The following is a 21,433-nucleotide window of genomic DNA, read 5'->3' as shown; positions in this document are numbered from 1 at the left end:
GCGCTAACATCGGGAAAGTGCCCGTCGGGGCGAGTTGATATGTTCTTTAACAGGGCGGGAAAAAGTGGCGAAGAAAAAGGCTGCTAAATCAGGGGGAAAGGTCCGCTCAACTGTATGATGGCGTCGGGATAGTGCCTAAGATCCAATTGGATTAGCAGGGGGTCTGAACTTATACACTTATGCCCCTAATCCGCTGTTGTGGATCGACCCTCTTGGGTTGATGATGTTATACAGAGGGATGCACCTTGATGAATATAACCAATTGAAGGGAACAGGAAAATGGGCTGTGGGACACGGTACTATGGAAGGTAAATGGTTTGCACAATCCTATGGAGATGCTGTTACTTGGGGTAATAAAATGGGACATGGAGGAAGTTCATTCCAGGTTGTGCAAATAAACGTTCCAGACGACATAGCTAAAAACATGCACTTCGATCCAAAATTAGATGGAATTGGCCCAGCTAGATATGCTCAATTGGAACAGTTAAATGATCCGAGAGTTAAAGTATCGTGGAGTAAAAGAGTTCAAGCTAAAAGGTGCTAAGCGATGTATCAGATCAAAGTTGAATGGATATCTGAACAAAATGGCGGAAGAAAAAATCCCCCTCCTGCTGGCCGTTATTTTGCGGTATCAAGATTTCCTGAAGATATTAATTGGCAAAATAACGCTTGGAGCGTTGTCTTTGAATTCAAATCAACGGAAAAGAAAGACAATGAATATGTAAGTGAAGGAACTGTTCGTTTTCTTATGGAAAATGCTCCTAACGAGCGTATGGAAACAAATGAATATTTTAATATATATGAAGGACCTAAAAAAGTGGCTAAGGTATTTTTACTAGGTCGAGTTTCATAACTGAAAGAAAAATCATATATAAATATTTGAGCAGTTTCCTTTTAATTACTATCTTGTACTGTAGTCGCCAATCAGTTCGCATATCCTCAGTTTAATTTCACTGAGCTGGTTTTGCTGGAGCTGATACTTGTTGCCTTATGTGGCGGGCGTCGTCGCTGTTAGGAATGAGCACCAGACAGTCGCCCAACTTTTTGGGGTCACTTCACCGGCGGCTTTACCTGCGGGCCTCGCCAGCCCGCATCAGCGGCGCAGGCAAGCTGCCCCGGCGCTGACATCGGGGAAAAAAGCGAGCTAAAATCGGTAAAGTGCTCGTCGGGGCCAGTTGGAGTGTTTTTTAGCAGGGCCGGAAAAAACGGTGGAGAAAAAGGCGGCTAAATCAGGGGGAAAGGTCCGCTCAACCGTATGATGGTGTCGGGATAGTCCCTAAGATCCGATCGGGCTGAAAGGTGGTCTGAACTTATATCAGTATGCGCCCAATCCGATGACATGGATCGATCCCCTTGGATTATCGAGAATCTATGAAGATGCTCCTTACCACGGTGAAACCGATAATGCAGTAAAAAGTAAAGCCCCAGTAAATGGTCAGGCAGCATTAGATAATTCAGTTCAAGTGAAACCTACCTCACCTCGTCGAGTTGGTGTTGATATAAGAAATAATGAAATTGTTGTTATGGATAAAACCCGCACATTATCGAGTGGTGATGAATTATTCCATGGACACGTTAGAGAATGGGATGCGTTACATAATGATCAGCAATCCGCTTTGAAAAAAGCTGAAAAAGTGAATAAAAAAGGAAAAATCAACCGGTGCTAAATATGAAGGAATATTCTAAATCTGAGTTAGAAAGTTTGTTACATTCTGGCGATGTCAAAATAGTAACTGATGCTCTTCTATATTTGACATTCAACGTTAATGACTATAGCTGGGTGCAAGAAAAATGCTTGCAACTACTTGATAATTATAATGAAGATGTTATTGGTTTAGCTATTACTTGCTTGGGGCATATAGCTCGCATTTACTCTAATATTGATCGAGATAAGGTAATCCCAGCTCTGAGGAAAAAAGCTATGGATACCCGTTTCACTGGTCGAGTAGAAGATGCGATAGACGATATTAATATATTTGTTACTAAAGAATAAAATTAAAAGCGGGTCGGAGATCCTCACGATCTTCCGGCATGACTGATGATCTACCGGGGTGAATATTCACAGTAAGCCAGCGCCGACTGGAGCTTACCGATGGCATCCTTAATCTGATACGCTTCTTCGTCATTCACCGCACAGGCGTGTATCTCCGTTCAGCACATTCTCTTAAACCCGGCGCTGACGTCGGGGAAAAATGCGCTAACATCGGCCAGGTGCACGTCGGGGCGAGTTGATATGTTCTTTAACAGGGCGGGAAAAAGTGGCGAAGAAAAAGGCTGCTAAATCAGGGGGAAAGGTCCGCTCAACTGTATGATGGCGTCGGGATAGTGCCTAAGATCCCATTGGATTAGCAGGTGGATTAAACTTATATACTTACGCGCCTAACCCAATGAGTTGGATCGATCCGTGGGGGTTAAGTGGTGAACCAATTGGCAGTGAAAATAACCCATTCAGTTCTTCAGGAGCTGCTCGTCGTGATGCCATGAGGCAGGCGGGTATTCCTACAAGTCAACACCCTGTAAGTCAATCACGAAATAGTTCCGGTCGGGAATATTCTTACGAAATAACAAAACCTGGCGGTGGTAAAGGTTTATCTTCTGTTCAAGAACAAACAATGGATATTAGCCATCCAGATAAACCTCATTGGGAAGCAGGGCAAGTTAAAACAGATGATTATGGAAAACCTCGTATGAATAAGTATGGACGTCCTCAATTGCGTAATGGAAAAGGTAAAGCTTATTATGGTAAAGGAGGATGTAAATGAATATCTCTGAATATAAAAGATCATTACTTTATAGAAAATCTCAAGGAAATGTATGCAGAGAAGAGTATTTGAATAAAATTAAATCCATTACTAATGAACTTGTAAATGTTAGTGATTTTTTAAGTTTGGAAGAAACAGACTTAATTATAAATTCATTGAAAAATAAGAAAATAATCTCAAGTGATGAAGTGGAAATTTATTCTTGTCAAGATCTTGTTTCTTTTATAAAAGAAAAGGTTACAGGAGTTTCTTATTATTTACTAATGGATGAAGAATGGAAATTCTGCGGCGCATATAAGATAAACAGGAATCTTGATTATAATCAAGATTATCATTTTAATGATTTATATTCTGATGAAATAAGGATTATAGCTTGTGATTTATCATTTCAAATCCAAATTGATTATGATTGTTCTAATATAGAATGTAGTCATATAATATATAAATAGTTATCTGTCAAAATACATATAATAAGACCGGAAGCTCTGCTATAACTTCCGGTCTTATTCATCATCTACCGTGGCGCATAGCCGCGGTAAGCCAGCGCCGTCTGGAGCTTACCGATGGCATCCTTAATCTGATACGCTTCCTCGTCATTCACCGCACAGGCCCGTATCTCCGCCCAGTTCAGCCGCTTAACCAGTTGGGCCAGGGCCAGCGCTTCAATGTGGGTTAACTGAATATCCTGTAAATGTTCAATCGCCATCGTCATCTCATGCTCTCCTCTTAACCCATAAAACCACTTATTAACGCCTGCATCTGCTGCTTAATCTCATTGAGCTGGCTCTGCTGCCGCCGGTATTGCTGATGCTGCTGTTGCGTGGCTTCACTGTCAGGAATGAGCACCAGACAGTCGCCCAACTTTTTGGGGTCACTTCACCGGCGGCTTTACCTGCGGGCCTCGCCAGCCCGCATCAGCGGCGCTGACATCGGGGAAAAAGCGAGCTAAAATCAGCAAAGTGCTCGTCGGGGCCAGTTGGCATGCTCTTTAACAGGATGGGAAAAGCTGGCGAAGAAAAAGGCTGCTAAATCAGGGGGAAAGGTCCGCTCAACCGTATGATGGTGTCGGGATAGTCCCTAAGATCCGATTGGACTAGCAGGGGGATTAAACTTATATCAGTACGCACCAAACCCCCTGACATGGATCGATCCGCTGGGTCTTGATGTCGTACGTTTACGACACTACACCAGTAATCAAGGATTCAAAGGGATACAAGAAAGTGGTGTGATTAAGGCTAGTGATCAAAATGCTGTATTTGCAACCAAAGCGAAAGGGAAACCGTTAAGTATGGCTGATGCTGCTGATAAATTTAAAATCAAACAAAATCATGGAAGGAATTATATAGATTTTGATATTGATGAAAGTAGAGTTGAGTTTAGAAAGAATGATCTAGGTGTAGAAGAATATAAGATTAAAGGTGATGTGCACTTGGATAATAAAACGACAAAATTTGTAAAGAGGTGTTAATAATGATTGAACAATCTCAACGAAGAGTAAATGATTTAAAAAAAGCATTCATGCTTATTGAGGAAATTGTTCCGACCATTGACAAGATTGGTTCAGGTTTCTCTGATAGCGATACTGTAGGTTTAGTCTTGTTGCTGTTTTTTAAAGAAAATCTTGTATTGGATAAGTTGGCAAATATACGAAAGATTATTAATAATGAACTATCGGTGAAATTGATACCTGAAGAATATGATGAATTGATCGAAAAGGATATCCCTCTCTGGATACCACCTTATAATAAATCTAAAGATGAAATCATTAATATGATAGAGAGGCTACATGACTAAATGAAATATAATTTTTCGTTAAATGATTAAGATTAAATCTGGAAGTATAACTCTCCTTCCGGATTTTATTTTTCCTACCGTGGCGAATACCCGTGATAAGCCAGTGCCAGCGCTTCAATGTGGGTTAATTGAAGTGATAAAAACATGAGATTATATTAAAACATTTAACAGAGCTAACCGCATAGCGAAAAAATAACTATAGCAACTGACCGCCATTCTGAAAAATTGTACTTATGAGTCGAATCTGCCCCATCTGGTTATTTACGGGTTGATTTGACCCAGTAAAATAATGTCAATAAAGATAAAAATTGAGTATAATCAACGTAGATAAAACATAATATATCATAATGATTAAACTGAATAAAAAAGGCGATTATACAATTTAAATTACAGTCTCTACAGGGCTCATACGCCAATTTAAACTTGTTTTACACTATCTTACCCGTTAAATAATATTACTTTTCTACGGTTTTATTTAAATCATTCCTCTTTTTATACTTTTAATGTGAATCCAAGCATCGTTATTTTTTCAAGATTTTTTCAGGAATTAAATCCTGCCAAATTAACCGTTTTATCCCTTTTTTATTGCGTTATTTTTTAGGGTCTTATTCGTAAAATAACTGACGAGAAAGCGCTTTAATATCCATCTGTTCCGATAATATTCTTTTACGTGCGGATTTCTTTTCAACTCTCTATTAATGGTTAATGATTTTCAATTAAATGCAATTCACTATCATTTTTAAAAGTTGCATTTATTATGTGAATCTACCCGATTGAAAAATTACATGACTAAATAAAATATAGTTGAACGTTCAGAAAATATGGATGCCCTTTTTTCTAGTGGTACAGAAGACATGATAGATGATATTAATATGTTCACTGTCGAAGAATAAAGTTAAAAGCCGGAAGATCTCCGCGATCTTTCTGCTTGATTAATGATCTGCCGGGTGCATATCCACGATAAGCCAGCGCTGACTGGAGCTTACAGATCGCGTCTTTGATCTGGTATGTTTCCTCGTCATTCACCGTACAGGCGCGAATCTCCGCCCAGTTCTTTGTACTTCAATTCTTTCTGCAAGTCATTTTATATGACTCAGAGGTGTCTACGAAACCTGTGTCGATTCAACCCACAACCCTTCTGATTACCTGCCTGAAACTGATGGAAATCGATTTTGATGTAGAAACGGTCAATCGGTATTGGTTGATTTTATATGGTTATAATTTCATTAAGTGACTATTTACACGCTTTTCTATTAGGCGTAGTATTGGGTGGCTTGGTGATTTTCTATACGATAGTTATCTGGTGTGAGTGAGTCATTTTAGTCACTTACTCCTTCCAAATTGCGTTGTTTTAGATGGTTCTTCTCCCTCTGATCAAGGTCAAGCAAACTGATGAACAATTATTTTTAATCTATCCAATGAAAGGAGCACAACAATACTTAACTCGTTACAGAATAATCTTTGAGTTCCTTTAGCACTAACTAAAGAGGAAAGACTATGAAAGATCACAATAGATTATCGTTATTCACGCTTTTACTGTTCACTGCCAGCGCGGCGGCATTTTCGGTGCAGAACAATTGGCCCGGCACGAAAGTAGGCGAACCAACACCGAAAGTCAAAGGGATTCCCCAAGCTCTGGCAAGGAATCTGGCTAACTTTGACGATCTTGATTTCCGTGTCTACACAGACCAAAGATGGTGGGAGCTACATAAGAGCCATGCCATGGACATTATTGTTCATTATCCTGATGGTCATACTACTAAGGGTATTCGAAAGCATATTGAAGATCTGAAGTATATGTGGACATTTGCCCCTGATAACCGAATCACAGAGCACCCGGTACGGTTTGGTACTGCTGATGCGGAATGGACCGCTGTAACGGGGTTTGATGATGGGACATTTACGAAACCCATGGTTCTCGCGGATGGTAAGGTTATTCAACCTACCGGTAAGGCGTATCACCTCCCGATGGTAACACTTGGGCACTGGAACAAAAAAGGGGTTATGGATGAAGAATATCTGTTCTGGGACGATGCTGAACTTATGAAACAAATAGGTGTTGGTAATTGATTCAACAACTTCGTACGGACTTGCTTAAGGGCGAGTCCGTAAATGTTGCAATGTACATGTTTGGGTTTTCCCCAATGGTGGTTGAGAGCATGATAGTTTGCATGCACAATTCTTTACAAAACCGGCTAGGCAGAAAAAGGCTTTGATCTGACAGTCAGCAAATGCATAAAAGTTTTCGATACTTCGAGTCTATTTCCCTCCCGCCAGATTGATGAAACTACCTGTGACATATGAAGCTTAGCCATTGCCCCGTAAACCGTCGCCCAATCGGGCGGCGATATAAGGGGAGCTAACCCGGGGTTTCCTGCGATCTGACATAGGTTTTCAACGTTTCAATCGTTGCGCCGCCTGCACTACATGCAAAATAAGATCGTGACCATAGTGCACGGGTTTTTGACTGACGAGATAAATGCGTTTTTAAAATTCTGACATGGCGGCTGCGGATAAAAAAGCCTCTCGGATTTGTTGGATCATCGTTCCATTGAGGAGCTGACGACGATATTTTGTTGTAAAGATTAAATGGACAACTAACACCCTAACGGTAAGATACTCACAGACGCTATCCAGTTGCCAAAAATGACGCCGATTAAAGCCGTTATCCATCGGGAAATCATCGGCAAGGTATCAAGTATCACCATGACACGTAGTGCGACGGGTAAATACTATGCTGCGATTCTTTGTGACGATGGTCTGGAAGTCCCAGCAAAACCCTGCCTGATAACGGACATCACCGGTCTGGATATGGGCTTGTCGCACTTTGTCATTAAATCCACGGGTGAAAAAATCGCGAATCCCCGCTTTTTGAACTGCAACAGCCGCAATCTGCGGCGGAAGCAAAAAGCCTTATCCCGAAAGAAAAAAGGAAGCGCTAACCGGGCGAAAGCGCGGTTACAGGTAGCCAGGTGCCATGAACACGTAGCCAACGCCAGAGCCGATTTTCAGCATAAGCTTTCCCGTACACTGATTGACGAAAACCAAGCGATCATTGTGGAGACGCTGAAAACGGCAAACATGATGAAAAATCATAGACTTGCCCGTGCCATCGGGGATGCAGGCTGGCACGGCTTCATCAAGAAACTGGAATACAAAGCCACAGCGGCGGGCGTCCATCTGGTCAAACTGGATCAGTGGTTCGCCAGTTCGAAAACCTGTCATTGCTGCGGTCACAAAATGCCGGAAATGCCGCTGCGTAAGCGGATCTGGCAATGCCCTTTCTGTCGAGTCGAACATGACCGCGATATCAATGCGGCGATCAACATACAGGGCAAGGGCATAACAGCATTACAGGCGGCGGGACACGTCGTTTCTGCCCACGGAGGCCAGCGTCAATCCGTCATAAAGACGGTTGCGGCCTGAGAAGTGGGAAGCCTCGCCGTTTTTTACGGCGGGGAGCAGTCACTCCGATAATAACCAAGTTATCTCTTGTGCGATTTCTACTGGTTGACCACCATGTTTTGTGGGCTGCCCGACCAATTACAAGTGTCGAGTGATAAACCCACAGGAGACCAGCTCAGTGCGGTTGGTGACTTTAGTTTTGGCAAAGATATTACGCAGGTGGGTTTTTACCGTAGACAGGGAAATATCAAGTACTTGTGCAATTCGTTTGTTACTTGAACCTTCTCTTACCAGATTAATAATTTCCTGCTCTTTAGCCGTCAGAATAGCCGGTGTTTCAGGCAGTAAATCTCTGGCGGCTAATTCAATTAATGGCAAGATAGTACTGAGGCGGTTAAAGTCTTGTGGGGTAAATGGCGTATCCCGTAATAGAGAAACGCCGGCAATAATCCGGTTATGCTGGCGGATAAATATTTCCGCAATGTCCTGTATGTTATTTGGCAGCATAAATTCATGGTAATACTTATTATTCTTCGTAAGTGTCTGTTGATCCATGCCAACCATATTTATCTCATTTTGCTGATAATTGGCAGGTCTCAGTGGATCTAATTGCTGGAAATTCGCCAGATAATTTTTATGTGTTTCGTCTGAAATACCGTACAGAATGTAATTCTCCGGGTGTAACTCATTGTTCACCAGATAGAATGCTGCTGCTGAGATAGGAATAATATGGGCAATGGTATTCAGGCAGCTACTGATTAAGGCATTTTCGCGGCTTGCCGGGGGTACGGTAGACAAGAAAGTTCTCTCTTTTAGAGTAGTACCTAATTGGATAAATCAATATCGACGACTAATCCAATGCTAATTAAAATTCAGAATTAACACAAAACAAACATATTAATAACGTGATGTGGGTTGCAATAAACGAAATTTCCTAAGGTGATGATAACTAACTCATCACACTATGTTGGTACATATCTGAAATAATTTCTTTATGTATTAATAAACGGCTTTGCTTTTTATTGATTGATATTTAAATGGTTATTTTTATTTTCCTCTATTTGTTTGTATTTTTCGTCATGCTTATCCTATGACTCATCCCCCTTTGGGTATCGTTCTTTAGGACGATGGTCGGTATTCCTGTTCACTTTCTATAGTGTATTTATCCTCGATAAAGTTTACAAAAAATTCACATATGAACCATTGTGAGCGTTATTTTTACGACCGGAATAAAAGGGAACATGATGAATATGTCAACGCGGCTTACTTCGCATATTGAAAAGGGAGTGGTAGGGTTTCCTACCACACTGGCAAGTTCCGTCGGAGTTATCATGGCAAGCCCGGTTATTCTGACCGTGACAAGTGGTTTTGGCATTGGTGGTGATACTTTCGTTCTGGCAATGCTGATCAGTTTTATCATGATGCAGGCTCAGGTGACGACGTTTGCTGAAGCGGCAGCTATTTTGCCTACATCCGGCTCTGTCTATGATTATATCTCTTGTGGGATGGGACGGTTTTGGGCGATTACCGGTGCGCTTTCAGCTTACTTAATTGTCCATATTTTTGCTGGTACGGCAGAAACAATCCTGTCCGGCGTTATGGCGTTAGTTAATTTTGAGAACCTCAATACGGTAATAGAAAGCCATAACGCTTCGTGGATGGTGGGGGTTGGGCTGGTTATTACATTTGGATTACTGAATGCGCTGGGTATTGAAGCGTTCAGTAAAGTCGAAATTGTGCTGACATTCTGCATGTGGAGCACGTTGGTTATTTTCAGTATTTGTGGGTTATTGATACCGTTTGCTGTTCCGCTGGAGAGTTGGTTTGGTGAAGGGCTGAATCTGAGCGATCCATTGGCGGTCCTGAGTCTGGTGGGTATGGCGATGTTTATGTTTGTCGGTTGTGAGCTGGTGACGCCGATGGCGCCTGAAATTAAAAACTCTGCAAGAGTGATTCCACGGGCAATGATGACTGGCTTGTGTGGCGTGGCTTTTTGTATGTGTATATATGGGGCGTCAATCAGTCATCAGGTGGAAAATGTGCTGGTGGATGCGGAAAATAATGTTCGCTTACTGGAAACGCCAATGGCGATCCCTGCTTTTGCCGGTCAGGTGATGGGTGATTTTGGTAAATATTGGATTGGTATCGGATTATTATTGGCGGGAGCGGCAACGATTAATACCCTGATGGCGGCGGTGCCTCGTATTCTCTACGGTATGGCATTGGATGGCGCATTGCCGCGTATTTTCGCTTACCTGCATCCACGTTTTAAGACGCCAATATTTGGGATTCTGGTTGCAGTGATGATCCCTTGTTTACATGCCTTTATTATTCAGGGTGATTTGAGCCGGATTATGCCATTGGTGCTGGCTGCTGTTTGTGCCTGGTGTGTGGCTTATTTGCTGGTGACATGTTCAGTGATATTACTGCGTATCCGTAGGCCTGATTTGCATCGTGCCTATAAATCACCGTTTTTCCCGTTACCTCAGATTATCTCCAGTGTGGGTATTATCCTGGCGATTATTCATATCACTCCGCCGGGAATGAACCCAAGTGAAGTGTATATTCCATTCGCCATCATATTGGGTCTGACGGCCAGCTATGCTTTGTTCTGGACGTTATGTGTACAACGAGTGAATCCGTTTAAACCCGTACCCGTTGAGCAGGTGCTTTCGCATACTTTTGCTAAAGGTGAATTGCCGGAGGTGAAACTTGAGCCGCTTCGTTCTCTTGTTTGATCGTGTGTGGCGGCGGCTGAATAAGCCCCGCTATCCTATCGGCTATCATGCCGGTGTTACCCTGAGCCGGCTGGAACAGAATCTGTCACCTTATTGTTGTGAGCGTTTATCAGCAAAAAGTATGCAAATCATTTTGCCTGATGGATTACAGATCGAAGTTTGTGAAAAGCCGAAAGCGTTGTTTCTGGCCTACATTGTAAGTTGTTGTTTTCGCTTGCACGGGATAACGTCACTTAAGGAAAAAATAGTTATTAAAGCCAAAGTTAAAGGGATATTTCGGCGGAAATCGGTGACTTATTATTGTTGTCGGGGGGCAGAATCTGGACAACAGGTTATTGATTTACTTAATCAGTATCCATTAATCGGTGAAACGTTGGCGGAATTGGATTTTCGGGATCTCACATTGAATATTTATCAGGGACAATGGCAGTTTGAGGTGGAGCATTTTGCTGCTTCTGAGATTGTCAGCCGGTTGCCAGCCAGTCGTCGTTATTTACGCCTAACGGTTGAGCAATGTCATCTGTTGCTCAGTACATTACTGATGTTTAGTCAGCTAATGGGAAAGCTTTAATTCAGGCAATTTTTCTGCGTTGTGAAGATTAGGAAAAACATCGATTTGGGTTTTCTATCGCGATACGTGAGTTTATATTAATCCTCATGGCGAAAAAGGTATATTCACAATAAATCGTATTCTTATGGATAAACTAAGATAGATATCACAAATACCCCGAAAATTTATTAAAATACTTTATCGAATCACTGTTATTCCATTTAGACTTGTATATATCAAATAAAAAACAAAAAAATAATATAAATAGGAAAATTTAAATGGCAGTAACAATTCCGGAACCTTATGGTATAAAAGTTATTGAATCTATTAAAATGACGATAAAACCATATCGTATTGTTATTTCTAACCACCTTTTTGATACGACAAAAGCTCATGTTGAAATTACCGGAGGGCAAGCAAAAAACTGCATCTTTAATACAGCCATTAATACTAATATACCGGATGATTGGAAAATTAATTTTGATTTGGAACAATTGGCTGGTGAAATTAGAAAATCTGGCCAGGAAATTGCTGCTATTACGATCATGTGTAATAGTGTCGGTGGGTAACCTATCTCTATGGACAATATACGTTCAGCATCAGCTTTAGCCAGAGAAGCGGGAATTCCGATTGTCAGCAATATGTTCAATGAAGCAGACATGTTTACTATGTCTGCCAAGAAAGACGGCATGGTCAATACTGGTGGCCTATGTTGTTTCCGTAATGATGAGAATTTATTTCGCAGTGTCCAATTAAGATGTGTCCTAATGGAAGGGTTTGTGACTTATGGCGGGTTGGCCGGAGTTCTTTGTAATGCGCTTTATACTGAGAGTGGCGTCAGGGCCGTTGAAATTGGTTCTTTAATGATGGGACGAAATCCTGCCACAGATGAGCAAGAGCCTTTTCTGTTTGAATTGATGCGCCTGACTATTCCCCGGCGTACATATACCAATAATCATATGGACTATGTTGCGGAGTCTCTTCAAAGAAATACCCAGAAAATAATTGACCACTGATTTATTTAACGTTGATCAAATTTCGGAGGAAATAATAATGTCCAAAACAGGTGAGCAATATATTGAAAATCTGCGTGATGGCAGAACTGTTTTTCTTAATGGAGAAAAAGTGACTAATCATGTAGATCACCCTGCTTTTAGAAATGTAATCAGGACCGCAGCTTCACTTTATGATTACCAGGCAGAACATGCCGATCAGATGAGATTCGAAACACCTGGCGGCAAGAATGTGGGTTTATATTGGGAACTTCCGGATACCCGGGAGAAATTGATTGCCAGAGGCAATGCTGCGTATGCTTTGGCAACCCGGAGTGGTGGCTGGTTAGGCAGGAGTCCGGATCATGTTGCTTCAGTTATTACCGGAATGATAACTCACCTGGAAGTATTTGAAGAATATTCCAGAGAAAGAGCAGAGGCATTAAAAAACTACTACTTATATGCCCGTGACAAAGATCTTTATTTGGCTTTCACATTAGTTAATCCACAAGGCGATCGATCTAAAACACCCAGTAAGCATACAAAAAATTTATTCCACACTCTCGGTGTGCTGGAGGAAAAACCCCAGGGAATCATTGTTCGGGGGACGAAGATGTTAGGGACAGCTGCAATTCTTGCAGAAGAAGTTTTTGTTAGTGTGTTCAATCCACTCAAAGAATCAGCTGATGATAAATATGCTTTGTCTTTTGCATTGCCTTTGAATACTAAAGGAATAAAAATTCTTTCCAGAAAATCCTATGAAATAGGGAGCAATAAATTTGATTCCCCTTTAGCTCATCAATTTGATGAAAACGATGCGGTTATTTATTTCGACGATGTTCTCGTTCCGTGGGAAAGGGTTTTTGTTTATAAAAATATTAACATGTGTCGTCGTCAATTCGAATCAACTGCCGCCGAAGTTTTAGGGGATGGTCAAAGTCTGGCCCGATATGCCGTTAAGCTGCATTTTTTGGCTGGTTTGGCCCATGCGCTTACTGAAGCCACAGGAGTTAATGAGTTTCCTGCTGTTCGCGAGTCGTTAGCAGAGCTTGCTTGCTACGCCACTAATATTGAAGGGCTTTTCCGTGGTTTGTTTCACAACCCGGATCGACACAATGGGTACTATATTCCCAATCAATTACAATTATATGCTTGTCAGGTCGTTGCTCAGTCAATTTATCCCAAAGTGATAGAAAACATCAGAAAACTCTCGGGAGGTGGTGTGATTATGTTACCGTCAAGTTATGTTGACTTAGCAAACCCAGAGATCCGTTGTTTAATAGAAAAAACACAATATTCAACCTTACTGGAACCCATTGAACGAGTAAAGTTGCTGAAATTAGTCTGGGATGCCGTTGGCTCTGAATTTGCCTCACGTCACATTCAATATGAAATGTTCTATTCTGGAGCCCATTTTGTTGCTCTGTCTCGTCTTTATGGACGATATGACTGGAATTTAGCTAAGAGTATGAGCAAAGAGATTTTGGATTCCATTTCGGTTAATTAAATTTTGCAGTTGATAATCATACTGTTTGACTAAGTTTAATTTAGTGAGTGGTTAAACAATTTTATCTTTTGTTGCATTTCAGGGGGTTGAAGCTCCGGTGGAACGTACCATCATTTCAGGCTCCAGCTATGGTGGACTGGCATCTTCATGGGTTGCATTTAACCACCCTGAGTTGTTCGGTAATGTCCTTAGCAAAAACGGCTTCGTTTCTATTTACAGGCCGGCTTGTTTGAAGTCAGCCGGGGTGAATTGGAAGGTATTCTGCATAATAACCGTTGCATGAAAAAAACGTTATTGCAGCAGGATTATCCGGTTGAGTCTAGTGAAGTCTTCAGTGGTCACAATTATGTCTCATGGTGTGAGACGCTTTATCATGGAACACAGTTGTTGGTAGCAAAATGGTAAATTGGATCTATTTTCTTCACATAATTGTCACATAGTTTATTTAGTATCTTTTTGTCTGATGATGATTTTTACTTTAATTGATTTTCTCAAGGAAATCCTATGTCTCAAAAATATACGAAAAGTTTGGTTGCAGTGATGATATCGGCCTTAATTTCAAGTGCCAGTTTGCCTGTATTGGCAGCGGGTGAGCAGGGGGCTAATCAAATTATGGCGGAAGGCCGGGCGGTAAAAGGTAATATTACGGAATTTGGTGGTGCTCGCCGTATGGGTCACAATCAAATTGAGGCATTAAAAGCGGCAATTAATAACAATAAAGCCAAGAATGTTATTTTGTTTATTGGTGATGGTATGGGAGATTCTGAAATTACTATCGCCCGTAACTATGCAGAAGGCGCCGGTGGATTCTTCAAAGGGATTGATGCTTTACCATTCACCGGTCAATATACTCACTATTCTCTTGATAAAAAGACCCAGAAACCCAATTATGTGACTGATTCAGCCGCTTCTGCCACAGCTTGGGCTTCCGGTACAAAAACCTATAATGGCGCGCTGGGTGTTGATGTATTTGGTAAAGATCATCAAACCTTGCTTGAGTTGGCAAAAATGAATGGCAAAGCGACAGGTAATGTAACAACGGCGGCAATTCAGGATGCAACACCGGCGGCACTTTATGCCCATGTGACCAGTCGTCAGTGTTATGGCCCAAAAGAGACAACTGAAAAATGCCCGACTAATGCACTGGAAAATGGTGGACGCGGTTCCATCACCGAGCAACTATTGGTGGCCCGTGCAGATCTAACATTGGGAGGAGGCGCCAGAATTTTCACCCAGAAATCGGTTGCCGGCGCTGGAAAGGGTAAAACTTTGGAAGAGCAGGCACGGGAACAAGGTTATCAGTTGGTAAGAGATGTTAACTCTCTGAATTCAATTGCGGCAGCAAACCAGAAAAAACCGCTGTTGGGTCTGTTCCATGAAAAAAATATGGATATTGCCTGGGAAGGGCCTAAAGCGGTTTATCACGGTAATATTGATAACCCGCCGGTGAGCTGTAAAGTTAACGCCAAACGGAATCCTGATGCGCCAACGTTGGCACAGATGACAGAGAAAGCCATCGATCTATTGCAAGAAAATGAGAATGGTTTCTTCCTGCAAGTAGAGAGCGCTTCTATCGATAAACAGGATCACAAAGCTAATCCTTGTGGACAGATTGGTGAAACAGTCGTATTGGATCAAGCGGTTCAAGTTGGTTTGAAATATGCCCGTGAACATGGTGATACATTGGTTATTGTTACAGCCGATCATGCCCACTCTAGCCAAATTATAGAAGCTGATGTGAAATCTCCGGGACTAACTCAGGCATTAATTACCAAAGATGGTTCAATAATGGCGGTTAGCTACGGTAACTCTGAGGGTAAAGATCAGGAACATACGGGTACTCAACTTAGGGTTGCCGCTTATGGTCCTCAGGCCGCCAACATTGTTGGTTTGACTGACCAGACAGACTTGCATTTCACCATACGTGATGCGATGGAGTTGAAGTAATTTTTGCTAGATGATGTATTGAGTGGTAAAAGTTGAGAATAAGGTTTTTTTTAAATCCTACCCGTTAGTCAGATTTTCTGATTAGCGGGTAGACCTGTGTACCAGTCTCATAACCCCAAATACCTTATAAATCCGATAAAAAGGTTAACATCATTAATGTCAGACATTCGCCTGTATATGCTGCAAACCGGATCCATCAAATGTAAGGTTCACAATATTAAGATGAATCAGGGGAATGGCGCCGATTATGAAAAATTGCACTTATTAGTCGAATCCGCCGTATATGGATAATATTGCAATAGATAAATTAAAATAAGATATATAACCTCGATTAAAATAATATTTAATTGATTTTCGGAGCAATACAATAAGTAGGGAAATTAACTATAGGTTACATGTTAGTTAATTAAAGGGTTATTCTGGGGAATGAGAAATGAAATTACCTCACTAAGCTAATGGGTTTGAGTCCACCACGCTAAATTCTGGAATGACGAATACTACCTATTGATTGCAACTAGCTTGTACTTCACACTTTTTCATATATGATATTGGTAATCATTATCATTTAGATTGGTGCAAGTTATGATCAGGGTTAAAGATAGAGAAAGATCGCTTTTCTGGCAGGGTATCACCAGTTTGTGGGGAATAGGTTTATCCAGTCTGGCCGGAATGCTATTCGTCATCGTCAATCCTGGGGTTGAGCAGCTTAAAATTGGGATTGTCATCGCGATGCTATTGACTTTATTTATGCTGCTGAACCAGAAGTCACGCCATTTTCTGTTAATACCATCGGGGTTTGCTGTGCTGTGTGTCTTATTAGCTGGAGCGCACCGGTTTGGCTGTTTTTGATGTTTTGTTGAAGAAAAAATGGGGGCGAAGGAAGGTTGCTACGGAAAATGAACAGATTGGTGCGAAAGGAGGGACTTGAACCCTCACGTCCGTAAGGACACTAACACCTGAAGCTAGCGCGTCTACCAATTCCGCCACCCTCGCAGGTACTGTTATTTCTTGTTGCCGAATGTAATCAGCGGTTGTCTGATTTGGTGCGAAGGGGGGGACTTGAACCCCCACGTCCGAAAGGACACTAACACCTGAAGCTAGCGCGTCTACCAATTCCGCCACCCTCGCAAATTCAGACACTATCAGCTAGTCGCTTGATAGCATGGGGGCGAATTCTAGAGGTTTTGCAGCCCACGTCAATCATTATTTATTACAGCGTTGGATGATTGACGTAAAAATCATCATTCTTTACGATTTTGTTAATACAGTCTGTCCGTGGGCCAGGGACAGACTGAATAAATCAGAATCTTTTCGTTGCTTGATAAACTTTAAATTTACCCGTCTGAGCAATGACTTCATGATTGCCAAACGTTTTATCCAGTAAATCGGGATAAGGCAGGAAAGCGTTGGCGACAATCCGCAGTTTGCCTCCGGGTTTAAGGTAGTTAGGCGCTTGGCGGATCAGGTCATCCGCTGCTTGTAAATTGGTTTTTAGTCCATCATGGAAGGGGGGATTAGAGATAATCCAGTTGAATTTATCTTCAATGTTGGAATAAACGTTACTGACAACAACATGACCTTCCAGTTTATTGGCTTTTAACGTCGCTTTACTGGACGCAATAGCCGCTGCATTGACATCACTGAGAGTAAGCGCTAACTCAGGGTTTTTCTTACCCAATACGGCGGCCAGAACACCAGCGCCACATGCGACATCCAGTAAGTTGCCAGAGAGAGGCTTGTCAAACGTGGAGAGGAGTAAACGGCTACCAACATCCAGTTCATCCTGGCTGAATACCCCCGGTAAAGTATTCACAGTCACGTTTTCCACCTGATAACTGTTCCACCAGTTTTCCTTATCAAACAGAACTTCGTGTTCCAACTGTCCATAAAACAGGCTACAACGGCGGGCACTGTCGATTTTCCGGAAAGTGGCCATACCTTCCATCAGTTTGTCTACACTGCGTACTCCACTACGGTTTTCGCCGACAACGAAAATATCAATACCTTTTGGCAGAACAGAAAATAGGCTGCGTAACTGAAAGCGAGCTTCCTGCTTACTTTTGGGCCAATAGTAGATTAGGGTGTCGCAACTCTGGGTAAATCCCTTTTCTGCTACCAGACTGAACAAGGCATTATCGCCCAGAGTACGGATCAGTGATTGCCAGTGATGATACTGGTTAGTATGTACTCGCATACTTGCAACATCAATTTGGGTTGCCAGTGCGTCCTGGATATCACCGGCAAAAAGCAGGTGATGAGAGCCAAATTGCTCACGGTGACGTAAAATAACTTCACTGGCAGGGGTTAACGCAGACATTTGTCTATAGCTCCTTTAATGTTCTTTATGTTCTGTGCCAAGTATCAGGGATGGGTAAATCTAAAGCCCAATATTGGCGCAGATAGTGGCCTCTGATAACATGTTACTGATTATTTTTTACAGCAGGTGAATAAATATGGTAACCCGGCGCGACAGGTTATTAGCTCAATTGGGGATTACCCAATGGAGCTTGCGTAACCCGGCGGTTTTGCAAGGTGAGTTAGCAGTCCACTTACCCGATACCACCCGTCTGCTGATTATTACTAATGACCAAATTGATTTAACTAATTCATTATTAATAGATATTTTCACAGCTATGGGGCTGGATAAATCCTCTGTTTACTGCATTACATCAGATAATATTGCGATGTTACCGGAACAGGTTAAGTGTCCATGTTGGCTGCTGGGGGTGGATATTACACTATCATGGCAGGGAATTTCTTTGAGAAGCCCTGCATTAAATGATTTATATTGTGACGGGAAGGCAAAACGTTCCCTTTGGCGGCAGATTTCGCAACATGAACAACATTTCTCTATTAACTCCCGCTGATCTCCCATCCGCTTTTCTGGTTGAAAAAGCCAGTCATGCGTTTCCGTGGAGTGAAAAAACATTTTTCAGTAATCAGGGCGAGCGGTATCTGAATTATAAAATAGTGATTAATGAACAGCTTATTGGTTTTGCTGTAACCCAATTGATATTAGATGAAGCAACCCTGTTTAATATTGCGATTCATCCCGATTATCAAGGTCAAGGCTACGGTAAAGCGTTATTAGCGTATTTAATAGCAATTTTGCCTGGGCAGGGGATTAATACTTTATGGCTTGAAGTCAGGCAATCGAATTGCTCTGCTATTAGGTTGTATGAACAGTCAGGATTTAATCAAGTTACTGTCCGTAAGAATTACTATCCTGCTGCGACAGGTAAAGAAGATGCCATCATCATGGCGTTGCCGTTGTTTGCTTAATAAGTGCGATAAAATTGATTGATTGTTTATAGCACCAATTTCAGCGAAAATGAGCGCCAATTTTTCATTCACCCACGGGTTTGGCAGCTGTTTTCCTTGCGGGGAAGCGTCTAATGTTAAGTACAAGCCCGTTTACAAAGCAGAAGATTGTTATTGATGACAAATTCCCCTTTTCAGCAGGAAGTCGCTAAACGGCGAACTTTTGCGATCATTTCTCACCCTGACGCAGGGAAAACAACTATTACTGAAAAAGTGTTGTTGTTCGGACAGGCGATTCAGAAAGCCGGTACGGTAAAAGGCCGTGGTTCAAATCAGCACGCCAAATCCGACTGGATGGAAATGGAAAAGCAACGCGGTATCTCCATTACCACGTCTGTGATGCAGTTTCCTTACAGCGATTGTCTGGTTAACCTGCTTGATACGCCGGGACATGAAGACTTCTCCGAAGATACTTACCGTACATTGACGGCTGTTGACTGTTGTTTGATGGTCATTGATGCCGCTAAAGGGGTTGAAGATCGTACACGTAAACTGATGGAAGTAACCCGCCTGCGCGATACTCCAATTCTGACGTTCATGAACAAGCTTGATCGCGATATCCGTGATCCAATGGAACTGATGGATGAAGTAGAAAATGAGTTGAATATCGCTTGTTCCCCAATCACCTGGCCGATTGGCTGTGGTAAATATTTCAAAGGGGTTTATCACCTCTATCTTGATGAAACTTATCTGTATCAGACCGGAAAGGGTCATACTATTCAGGAAGTTCGCGCTATCAAGGGGCTGAATAATCCTGAACTGGATGCGGCGATTGGTGAAGATCTGGCTAAACAATTGCGTCAGGAGCTGGAACTGGTTCAGGGGGCTTCCCATGAATTTGATCATCAGGCATTTTTGCAAGGTGAACTGACGCCGGTATTTTTCGGTACCGCGTTGGGTAACTTCGGTGTTAACCATATGCTGGATGGTTTGGTTAAATGGGCGCCCGCGCCGATGCCTCGTCAGACTGATGCGCGCGAAGTCTCCGCTCAGGAAGATAAATTCACCGGATTTATCTTTAAGATCCAGGCCAATATGGATCCTAAACACCGTGACCGCGTGGCTTTCATGCGTGTGGTGTCAGGTAAATATGAAAAAGGCATGAAGCTGCGTCAGGTAAGAACGAAGAAAGATGTGGTGATTTCTGATGCGCTGACATTTATGGCAGGTGATCGCTCTCATGTGGATCATGCCTACCCGGGAGATATTATCGGTCTGCATAACCACGGCACAATCCAGATTGGTGATACCTTTACTCAAGGGGAAGATCTGAAATTTACCGGTATTCCTAACTTTGCTCCGGAATTATTCCGGCGTATCCGCCTGCGCGATCCTCTGAAACAGAAACAGCTGCTGAAAGGGTTGGTTCAACTCTCTGAGGAAGGTGCGGTACAGGTATTCCGTCCACTGACAAATAACGATTTGATTGTGGGAGCAGTAGGTATTCTACAGTTTGATGTGGTTGTTGCCCGTTTGAAAAGTGAATACAACGTTGAAGCCTTATATGAACCGGTAAACGTTTCAACGGCTCGTTGGGTTGAATGCCATGACGCGAAAAAACTGGAAGAGTTTAAGCGTAAGAATGAACAAAACTTGGCGCTCGATGGGGGTAATAATCTGACTTATATTGCACCCACTATGGTTAACCTGAATCTGACCAGTGAACGTTATCCTGACGTCAATTTCCGCAAGACTCGGGAGCATTAATATTTTATAAGGCTAACAATGGGTTAGCCTTTTTCTTTACAAAAATATATGTAACACAAGAATAATTTATAATTTTAGTCGGTAAGATTCGTCTTATTTTATAGCTCTTTGCTTAATTTTCCTGTTATTATTTCTTGGTCTTTCGCTGTATTGATGTTTTTATTTTCCAATTTAACTTAGCTCTTGGAGGTAATAACCTATTTTTAATTCTAATGCGGATTGTGATTCTGTTTAGATGGCTTTATAGATTCAGAAATCTAACCGACAAAAGGAAGGTATAAGATGAAGAATGTTAAATTGACTCACACATTGATGGCTGTTGTTTTGGGTACAGCCTTGGTCAGCAGTAGTGTGCTGGCGGAAGAGTCTTTTAAAAATAAAGCGACGCAAGCACTCGACAGTGCTGGTCAGAAAATCGATGACTCCATGAAAAGCGTCGATGGTTACATGGATGATAGTGCTATCACAGCGAAGATTAAAAGTGAGTTGTTGGCGGAAAAAGGTATCAACAGCACCGGCATCGCGGTAAAAACAGAAAAAGGAGTTGTTTATATTTCTGGTTTTGTGAAAAGCGAGCAGCAATCCAGAAAAGTGCTGGATGTTATCTCTAAAGTGAAAGGGGTCAAATCTATTCAAAACGGTCTGACCATAAAAAAATAATATGTTTTTCTAATTTGGTGGTTGTTTTCCATTCAAATAATTTTGTTTTG

At 42.0% G+C, this 21,433-nt stretch carries 25 protein-coding genes, 2 tRNA genes and 6 pseudogenes; 25 read left to right on the top strand and 8 right to left on the bottom strand.

The genetic code is table 11. The features are described from left to right. Positions 1 to 139: 139 nt before the first annotated feature. The 6 genes and pseudogenes from ABR397_RS24980 to ABR397_RS05030 form a co-directional block, all read left to right on the top strand. A pseudogene (locus ABR397_RS24980) lies at positions 140 to 220 on the top strand (RHS repeat-associated core domain-containing protein); the annotation flags it as partial. 3 nt (positions 221 to 223) lie between these two features. Then, positions 224 to 544 (top strand): hypothetical protein, encoded by a 321-nt coding sequence (locus ABR397_RS05050; protein WP_214086380.1) that lies wholly within the window; start codon positions 224 to 226, stop codon positions 542 to 544. A gap of 3 nt (positions 545 to 547) precedes the next feature. After that, positions 548 to 853 (top strand): hypothetical protein, encoded by a 306-nt coding sequence (locus ABR397_RS05045; RefSeq protein ID WP_214086381.1) that lies wholly within the window; start codon positions 548 to 550, stop codon positions 851 to 853. Between the two features lie 139 nt (positions 854 to 992). Then, positions 993 to 1,148 (top strand): hypothetical protein, encoded by a 156-nt coding sequence (locus tag ABR397_RS05040; protein WP_350304740.1) that lies wholly within the window; start codon positions 993 to 995, stop codon positions 1,146 to 1,148. 132 nt (positions 1,149 to 1,280) lie between these two features. After that, positions 1,281 to 1,367: pseudogene (locus ABR397_RS24975) on the top strand (RHS repeat-associated core domain-containing protein); the annotation flags it as partial. Between the two features lie 302 nt (positions 1,368 to 1,669). Beyond that, positions 1,670 to 1,993, top strand: a complete 324-nt coding sequence (locus ABR397_RS05030) for a hypothetical protein (protein ID WP_350304738.1) — start codon at positions 1,670 to 1,672, stop codon at positions 1,991 to 1,993. A 50-nt stretch (positions 1,994 to 2,043) separates the two neighbouring features. Here the strand turns inward: ABR397_RS05030 and ABR397_RS25430 are convergent, their stop codons facing one another. Then, complete coding sequence (locus ABR397_RS25430; RefSeq protein ID WP_455430657.1) at positions 2,044 to 2,145, bottom strand: DUF7706 family protein; 102 nt, start codon at positions 2,143 to 2,145, stop codon at positions 2,044 to 2,046. Positions 2,146 to 2,333: 188 nt separating this feature from the next. Here ABR397_RS25430 and ABR397_RS05025 point away from each other — a divergent pair. Further along, positions 2,334 to 2,762 (top strand): annotated as a pseudogene (locus ABR397_RS05025) (RHS repeat-associated core domain-containing protein); the annotation flags it as partial. Further along, positions 2,759 to 3,211, top strand: coding sequence for a hypothetical protein (locus ABR397_RS05020; protein ID WP_350304736.1), 453 nt, complete (start codon positions 2,759 to 2,761; stop codon positions 3,209 to 3,211). The pseudogene ABR397_RS05025 and the gene ABR397_RS05020, both read left to right, overlap by 4 nt. Positions 3,212 to 3,276: 65 nt before the next feature. Here the strand turns inward: ABR397_RS05020 and ABR397_RS05015 are convergent, their stop codons facing one another. Continuing rightward, entirely contained in the window at positions 3,277 to 3,474 is a 198-nt protein-coding gene (locus tag ABR397_RS05015; RefSeq protein ID WP_350304735.1) for a DUF7706 family protein, read from the bottom strand. 369 nt (positions 3,475 to 3,843) lie between these two features. Between ABR397_RS05015 and ABR397_RS05010 the strand changes: the two are divergent. Together ABR397_RS05010 and ABR397_RS05005 are read left to right on the top strand one after the other, a co-directional pair. Next, positions 3,844 to 4,230, top strand: a pseudogene (locus ABR397_RS05010) (HYD1 signature containing ADP-ribosyltransferase family protein); the annotation flags it as partial. A gap of 2 nt (positions 4,231 to 4,232) precedes the next feature. Beyond that, positions 4,233 to 4,556, top strand: a complete 324-nt coding sequence (locus tag ABR397_RS05005; protein ID WP_350304734.1) for a hypothetical protein — start codon at positions 4,233 to 4,235, stop codon at positions 4,554 to 4,556. Positions 4,557 to 5,432: 876 nt separating this feature from the next. Here the strand turns inward: ABR397_RS05005 and ABR397_RS25425 are convergent. Continuing rightward, positions 5,433 to 5,597: a DUF7706 family protein gene (locus ABR397_RS25425; RefSeq protein ID WP_455430656.1), complete on the bottom strand. Its 165-nt coding sequence runs from the start codon at positions 5,595 to 5,597 to the stop codon at positions 5,433 to 5,435. 525 nt (positions 5,598 to 6,122) lie between these two features. Between ABR397_RS25425 and ABR397_RS05000 the strand changes: the two genes are divergently transcribed. Continuing rightward, positions 6,123 to 6,626 (top strand): ester cyclase, encoded by a 504-nt coding sequence (locus ABR397_RS05000; protein ID WP_200875283.1) that lies wholly within the window; start codon positions 6,123 to 6,125, stop codon positions 6,624 to 6,626. Between the two features lie 289 nt (positions 6,627 to 6,915). On the opposite strand, the pseudogene ABR397_RS04995 reads toward ABR397_RS05000, so the two are convergent. After that, positions 6,916 to 7,229 (bottom strand): annotated as a pseudogene (locus ABR397_RS04995) (transposase). Between ABR397_RS04995 and ABR397_RS04990 the strand changes: the two are divergent. Then, a pseudogene (locus ABR397_RS04990) lies at positions 7,170 to 7,982 on the top strand (RNA-guided endonuclease TnpB family protein); the annotation flags it as partial. The pseudogenes ABR397_RS04995 and ABR397_RS04990 sit on opposite strands and share 60 nt — an antisense overlap. A 117-nt stretch (positions 7,983 to 8,099) precedes the next feature. Here the strand turns inward: ABR397_RS04990 and ABR397_RS04985 are convergent. Beyond that, positions 8,100 to 8,759, bottom strand: coding sequence for a response regulator transcription factor (locus tag ABR397_RS04985; RefSeq protein WP_350304733.1), 660 nt, complete (start codon positions 8,757 to 8,759; stop codon positions 8,100 to 8,102). 446 nt (positions 8,760 to 9,205) lie between these two features. Here ABR397_RS04985 and ABR397_RS04980 point away from each other — a divergent pair, with 446 nt between their 5' ends. From ABR397_RS04980 to ABR397_RS04940, 9 genes are all read left to right on the top strand, one after another. Next, complete coding sequence (locus tag ABR397_RS04980; protein WP_350304732.1) at positions 9,206 to 10,699, top strand: APC family permease; 1,494 nt, start codon at positions 9,206 to 9,208, stop codon at positions 10,697 to 10,699. After that, positions 10,674 to 11,270, top strand: a complete 597-nt coding sequence (locus ABR397_RS04975) for a DUF3156 family protein (RefSeq protein ID WP_350304731.1) — start codon at positions 10,674 to 10,676, stop codon at positions 11,268 to 11,270. The genes ABR397_RS04980 and ABR397_RS04975 overlap by 26 nt, the downstream gene beginning before the upstream one ends. Before the next feature lie 257 nt (positions 11,271 to 11,527). Continuing rightward, entirely contained in the window at positions 11,528 to 11,818 is a 291-nt protein-coding gene (locus tag ABR397_RS04970; RefSeq protein WP_350304730.1) for a hypothetical protein, read from the top strand. 9 nt (positions 11,819 to 11,827) lie between these two features. Then, positions 11,828 to 12,265: a beta-eliminating lyase-related protein gene (locus ABR397_RS04965; protein WP_350304729.1), complete on the top strand. Its 438-nt coding sequence runs from the start codon at positions 11,828 to 11,830 to the stop codon at positions 12,263 to 12,265. A 37-nt stretch (positions 12,266 to 12,302) separates the two neighbouring features. After that, positions 12,303 to 13,748 (top strand): 4-hydroxyphenylacetate 3-hydroxylase family protein, encoded by a 1,446-nt coding sequence (locus tag ABR397_RS04960; protein WP_350304728.1) that lies wholly within the window; start codon positions 12,303 to 12,305, stop codon positions 13,746 to 13,748. Positions 13,749 to 13,845: 97 nt separating this feature from the next. Next, positions 13,846 to 14,031, top strand: coding sequence for a prolyl oligopeptidase family serine peptidase (locus tag ABR397_RS04955; protein ID WP_350304727.1), 186 nt, complete (start codon positions 13,846 to 13,848; stop codon positions 14,029 to 14,031). Next, positions 13,974 to 14,153: a hypothetical protein gene (locus ABR397_RS04950; RefSeq protein WP_350304750.1), complete on the top strand. Its 180-nt coding sequence runs from the start codon at positions 13,974 to 13,976 to the stop codon at positions 14,151 to 14,153. Before ABR397_RS04955 ends, ABR397_RS04950 begins: the two co-directional genes overlap by 58 nt. Before the next feature lie 99 nt (positions 14,154 to 14,252). Next, positions 14,253 to 15,695 (top strand): alkaline phosphatase, encoded by a 1,443-nt coding sequence (phoA, locus tag ABR397_RS04945; protein ID WP_350304726.1) that lies wholly within the window; start codon positions 14,253 to 14,255, stop codon positions 15,693 to 15,695. A 582-nt stretch (positions 15,696 to 16,277) separates the two neighbouring features. Next, positions 16,278 to 16,544 carry a DUF1435 family protein gene (locus ABR397_RS04940; protein WP_350304725.1) on the top strand — a complete coding sequence of 89 codons (267 nt, stop codon included), beginning with the start codon at positions 16,278 to 16,280 and terminating at the stop codon, positions 16,542 to 16,544. A gap of 57 nt (positions 16,545 to 16,601) precedes the next feature. Here the strand turns inward: ABR397_RS04940 and ABR397_RS04935 are convergent. The 3 genes from ABR397_RS04935 to rsmC form a co-directional block, all read right to left on the bottom strand. Further along, positions 16,602 to 16,688 (bottom strand) — tRNA-Leu (locus ABR397_RS04935). A 48-nt stretch (positions 16,689 to 16,736) separates the two neighbouring features. Further along, a tRNA-Leu gene (locus ABR397_RS04930) sits at positions 16,737 to 16,823 on the bottom strand. A gap of 172 nt (positions 16,824 to 16,995) precedes the next feature. Further along, positions 16,996 to 18,012, bottom strand: a complete 1,017-nt coding sequence (gene rsmC / locus ABR397_RS04925; RefSeq protein WP_350304724.1) for a 16S rRNA (guanine(1207)-N(2))-methyltransferase RsmC — start codon at positions 18,010 to 18,012, stop codon at positions 16,996 to 16,998. Positions 18,013 to 18,148: 136 nt separating this feature from the next. On the opposite strand from rsmC, the gene ABR397_RS04920 reads away from it, so the two are divergent. The 4 genes from ABR397_RS04920 to ABR397_RS04905 all read left to right on the top strand — a co-directional run bounded on the left by ABR397_RS04920 (position 18,149) and on the right by ABR397_RS04905 (position 21,383). After that, entirely contained in the window at positions 18,149 to 18,562 is a 414-nt protein-coding gene (locus ABR397_RS04920) for a DNA polymerase III subunit psi (RefSeq protein WP_350304723.1), read from the top strand. Further along, positions 18,531 to 18,977, top strand: coding sequence for a ribosomal protein S18-alanine N-acetyltransferase (rimI, locus tag ABR397_RS04915; RefSeq protein ID WP_350304722.1), 447 nt, complete (start codon positions 18,531 to 18,533; stop codon positions 18,975 to 18,977). The genes ABR397_RS04920 and rimI overlap by 32 nt, the downstream gene beginning before the upstream one ends. A gap of 156 nt (positions 18,978 to 19,133) precedes the next feature. Further along, a complete protein-coding gene (prfC, locus tag ABR397_RS04910) occupies positions 19,134 to 20,723 on the top strand; it encodes a peptide chain release factor 3 (RefSeq protein WP_350304721.1) in 1,590 nt (529 codons plus the stop codon). Positions 20,724 to 21,005: 282 nt separating this feature from the next. Then, positions 21,006 to 21,383 (top strand): BON domain-containing protein, encoded by a 378-nt coding sequence (locus ABR397_RS04905; RefSeq protein WP_350304720.1) that lies wholly within the window; start codon positions 21,006 to 21,008, stop codon positions 21,381 to 21,383. The last annotated feature ends 50 nt before the right edge of the window (positions 21,384 to 21,433 follow it).

Origin of the sequence: Photorhabdus viridis (assembly GCF_040256935.1) — a bacterium.
Classification (GTDB): Bacteria; Pseudomonadota; Gammaproteobacteria; order Enterobacterales; family Enterobacteriaceae; genus Photorhabdus; species Photorhabdus viridis.
This window is presented reverse-complemented; position numbering and strand designations above follow the sequence as displayed.

Coding starts and splice junctions, on each gene's coding strand:
- ABR397_RS05050 (WP_214086380.1), top strand. CDS start 224: ATGTTATACAGAGGGATGCACCTTGATGAATATAACCAATTGAAGGGA.
- ABR397_RS05045 (WP_214086381.1), top strand. CDS start 548: ATGTATCAGATCAAAGTTGAATGGATATCTGAACAAAATGGCGGAAGA.
- ABR397_RS05030 (WP_350304738.1), top strand. CDS start 1,670: ATGAAGGAATATTCTAAATCTGAGTTAGAAAGTTTGTTACATTCTGGC.
- ABR397_RS05020 (WP_350304736.1), top strand. CDS start 2,759: ATGAATATCTCTGAATATAAAAGATCATTACTTTATAGAAAATCTCAA.
- ABR397_RS05015 (WP_350304735.1), bottom strand. CDS start 3,474: ATGACGATGGCGATTGAACATTTACAGGATATTCAGTTAACCCACATT.
- ABR397_RS05005 (WP_350304734.1), top strand. CDS start 4,233: ATGATTGAACAATCTCAACGAAGAGTAAATGATTTAAAAAAAGCATTC.
- ABR397_RS04980 (WP_350304732.1), top strand. CDS start 9,206: ATGAATATGTCAACGCGGCTTACTTCGCATATTGAAAAGGGAGTGGTA.
- ABR397_RS04970 (WP_350304730.1), top strand. CDS start 11,528: ATGGCAGTAACAATTCCGGAACCTTATGGTATAAAAGTTATTGAATCT.
- ABR397_RS04965 (WP_350304729.1), top strand. CDS start 11,828: ATGGACAATATACGTTCAGCATCAGCTTTAGCCAGAGAAGCGGGAATT.
- ABR397_RS04960 (WP_350304728.1), top strand. CDS start 12,303: ATGTCCAAAACAGGTGAGCAATATATTGAAAATCTGCGTGATGGCAGA.
- phoA (WP_350304726.1), top strand. CDS start 14,253: ATGTCTCAAAAATATACGAAAAGTTTGGTTGCAGTGATGATATCGGCC.
- ABR397_RS04940 (WP_350304725.1), top strand. CDS start 16,278: ATGATCAGGGTTAAAGATAGAGAAAGATCGCTTTTCTGGCAGGGTATC.
- rsmC (WP_350304724.1), bottom strand. CDS start 18,012: ATGTCTGCGTTAACCCCTGCCAGTGAAGTTATTTTACGTCACCGTGAG.
- ABR397_RS04920 (WP_350304723.1), top strand. CDS start 18,149: ATGGTAACCCGGCGCGACAGGTTATTAGCTCAATTGGGGATTACCCAA.
- rimI (WP_350304722.1), top strand. CDS start 18,531: ATGAACAACATTTCTCTATTAACTCCCGCTGATCTCCCATCCGCTTTT.
- prfC (WP_350304721.1), top strand. CDS start 19,134: ATGACAAATTCCCCTTTTCAGCAGGAAGTCGCTAAACGGCGAACTTTT.
- ABR397_RS04905 (WP_350304720.1), top strand. CDS start 21,006: ATGAAGAATGTTAAATTGACTCACACATTGATGGCTGTTGTTTTGGGT.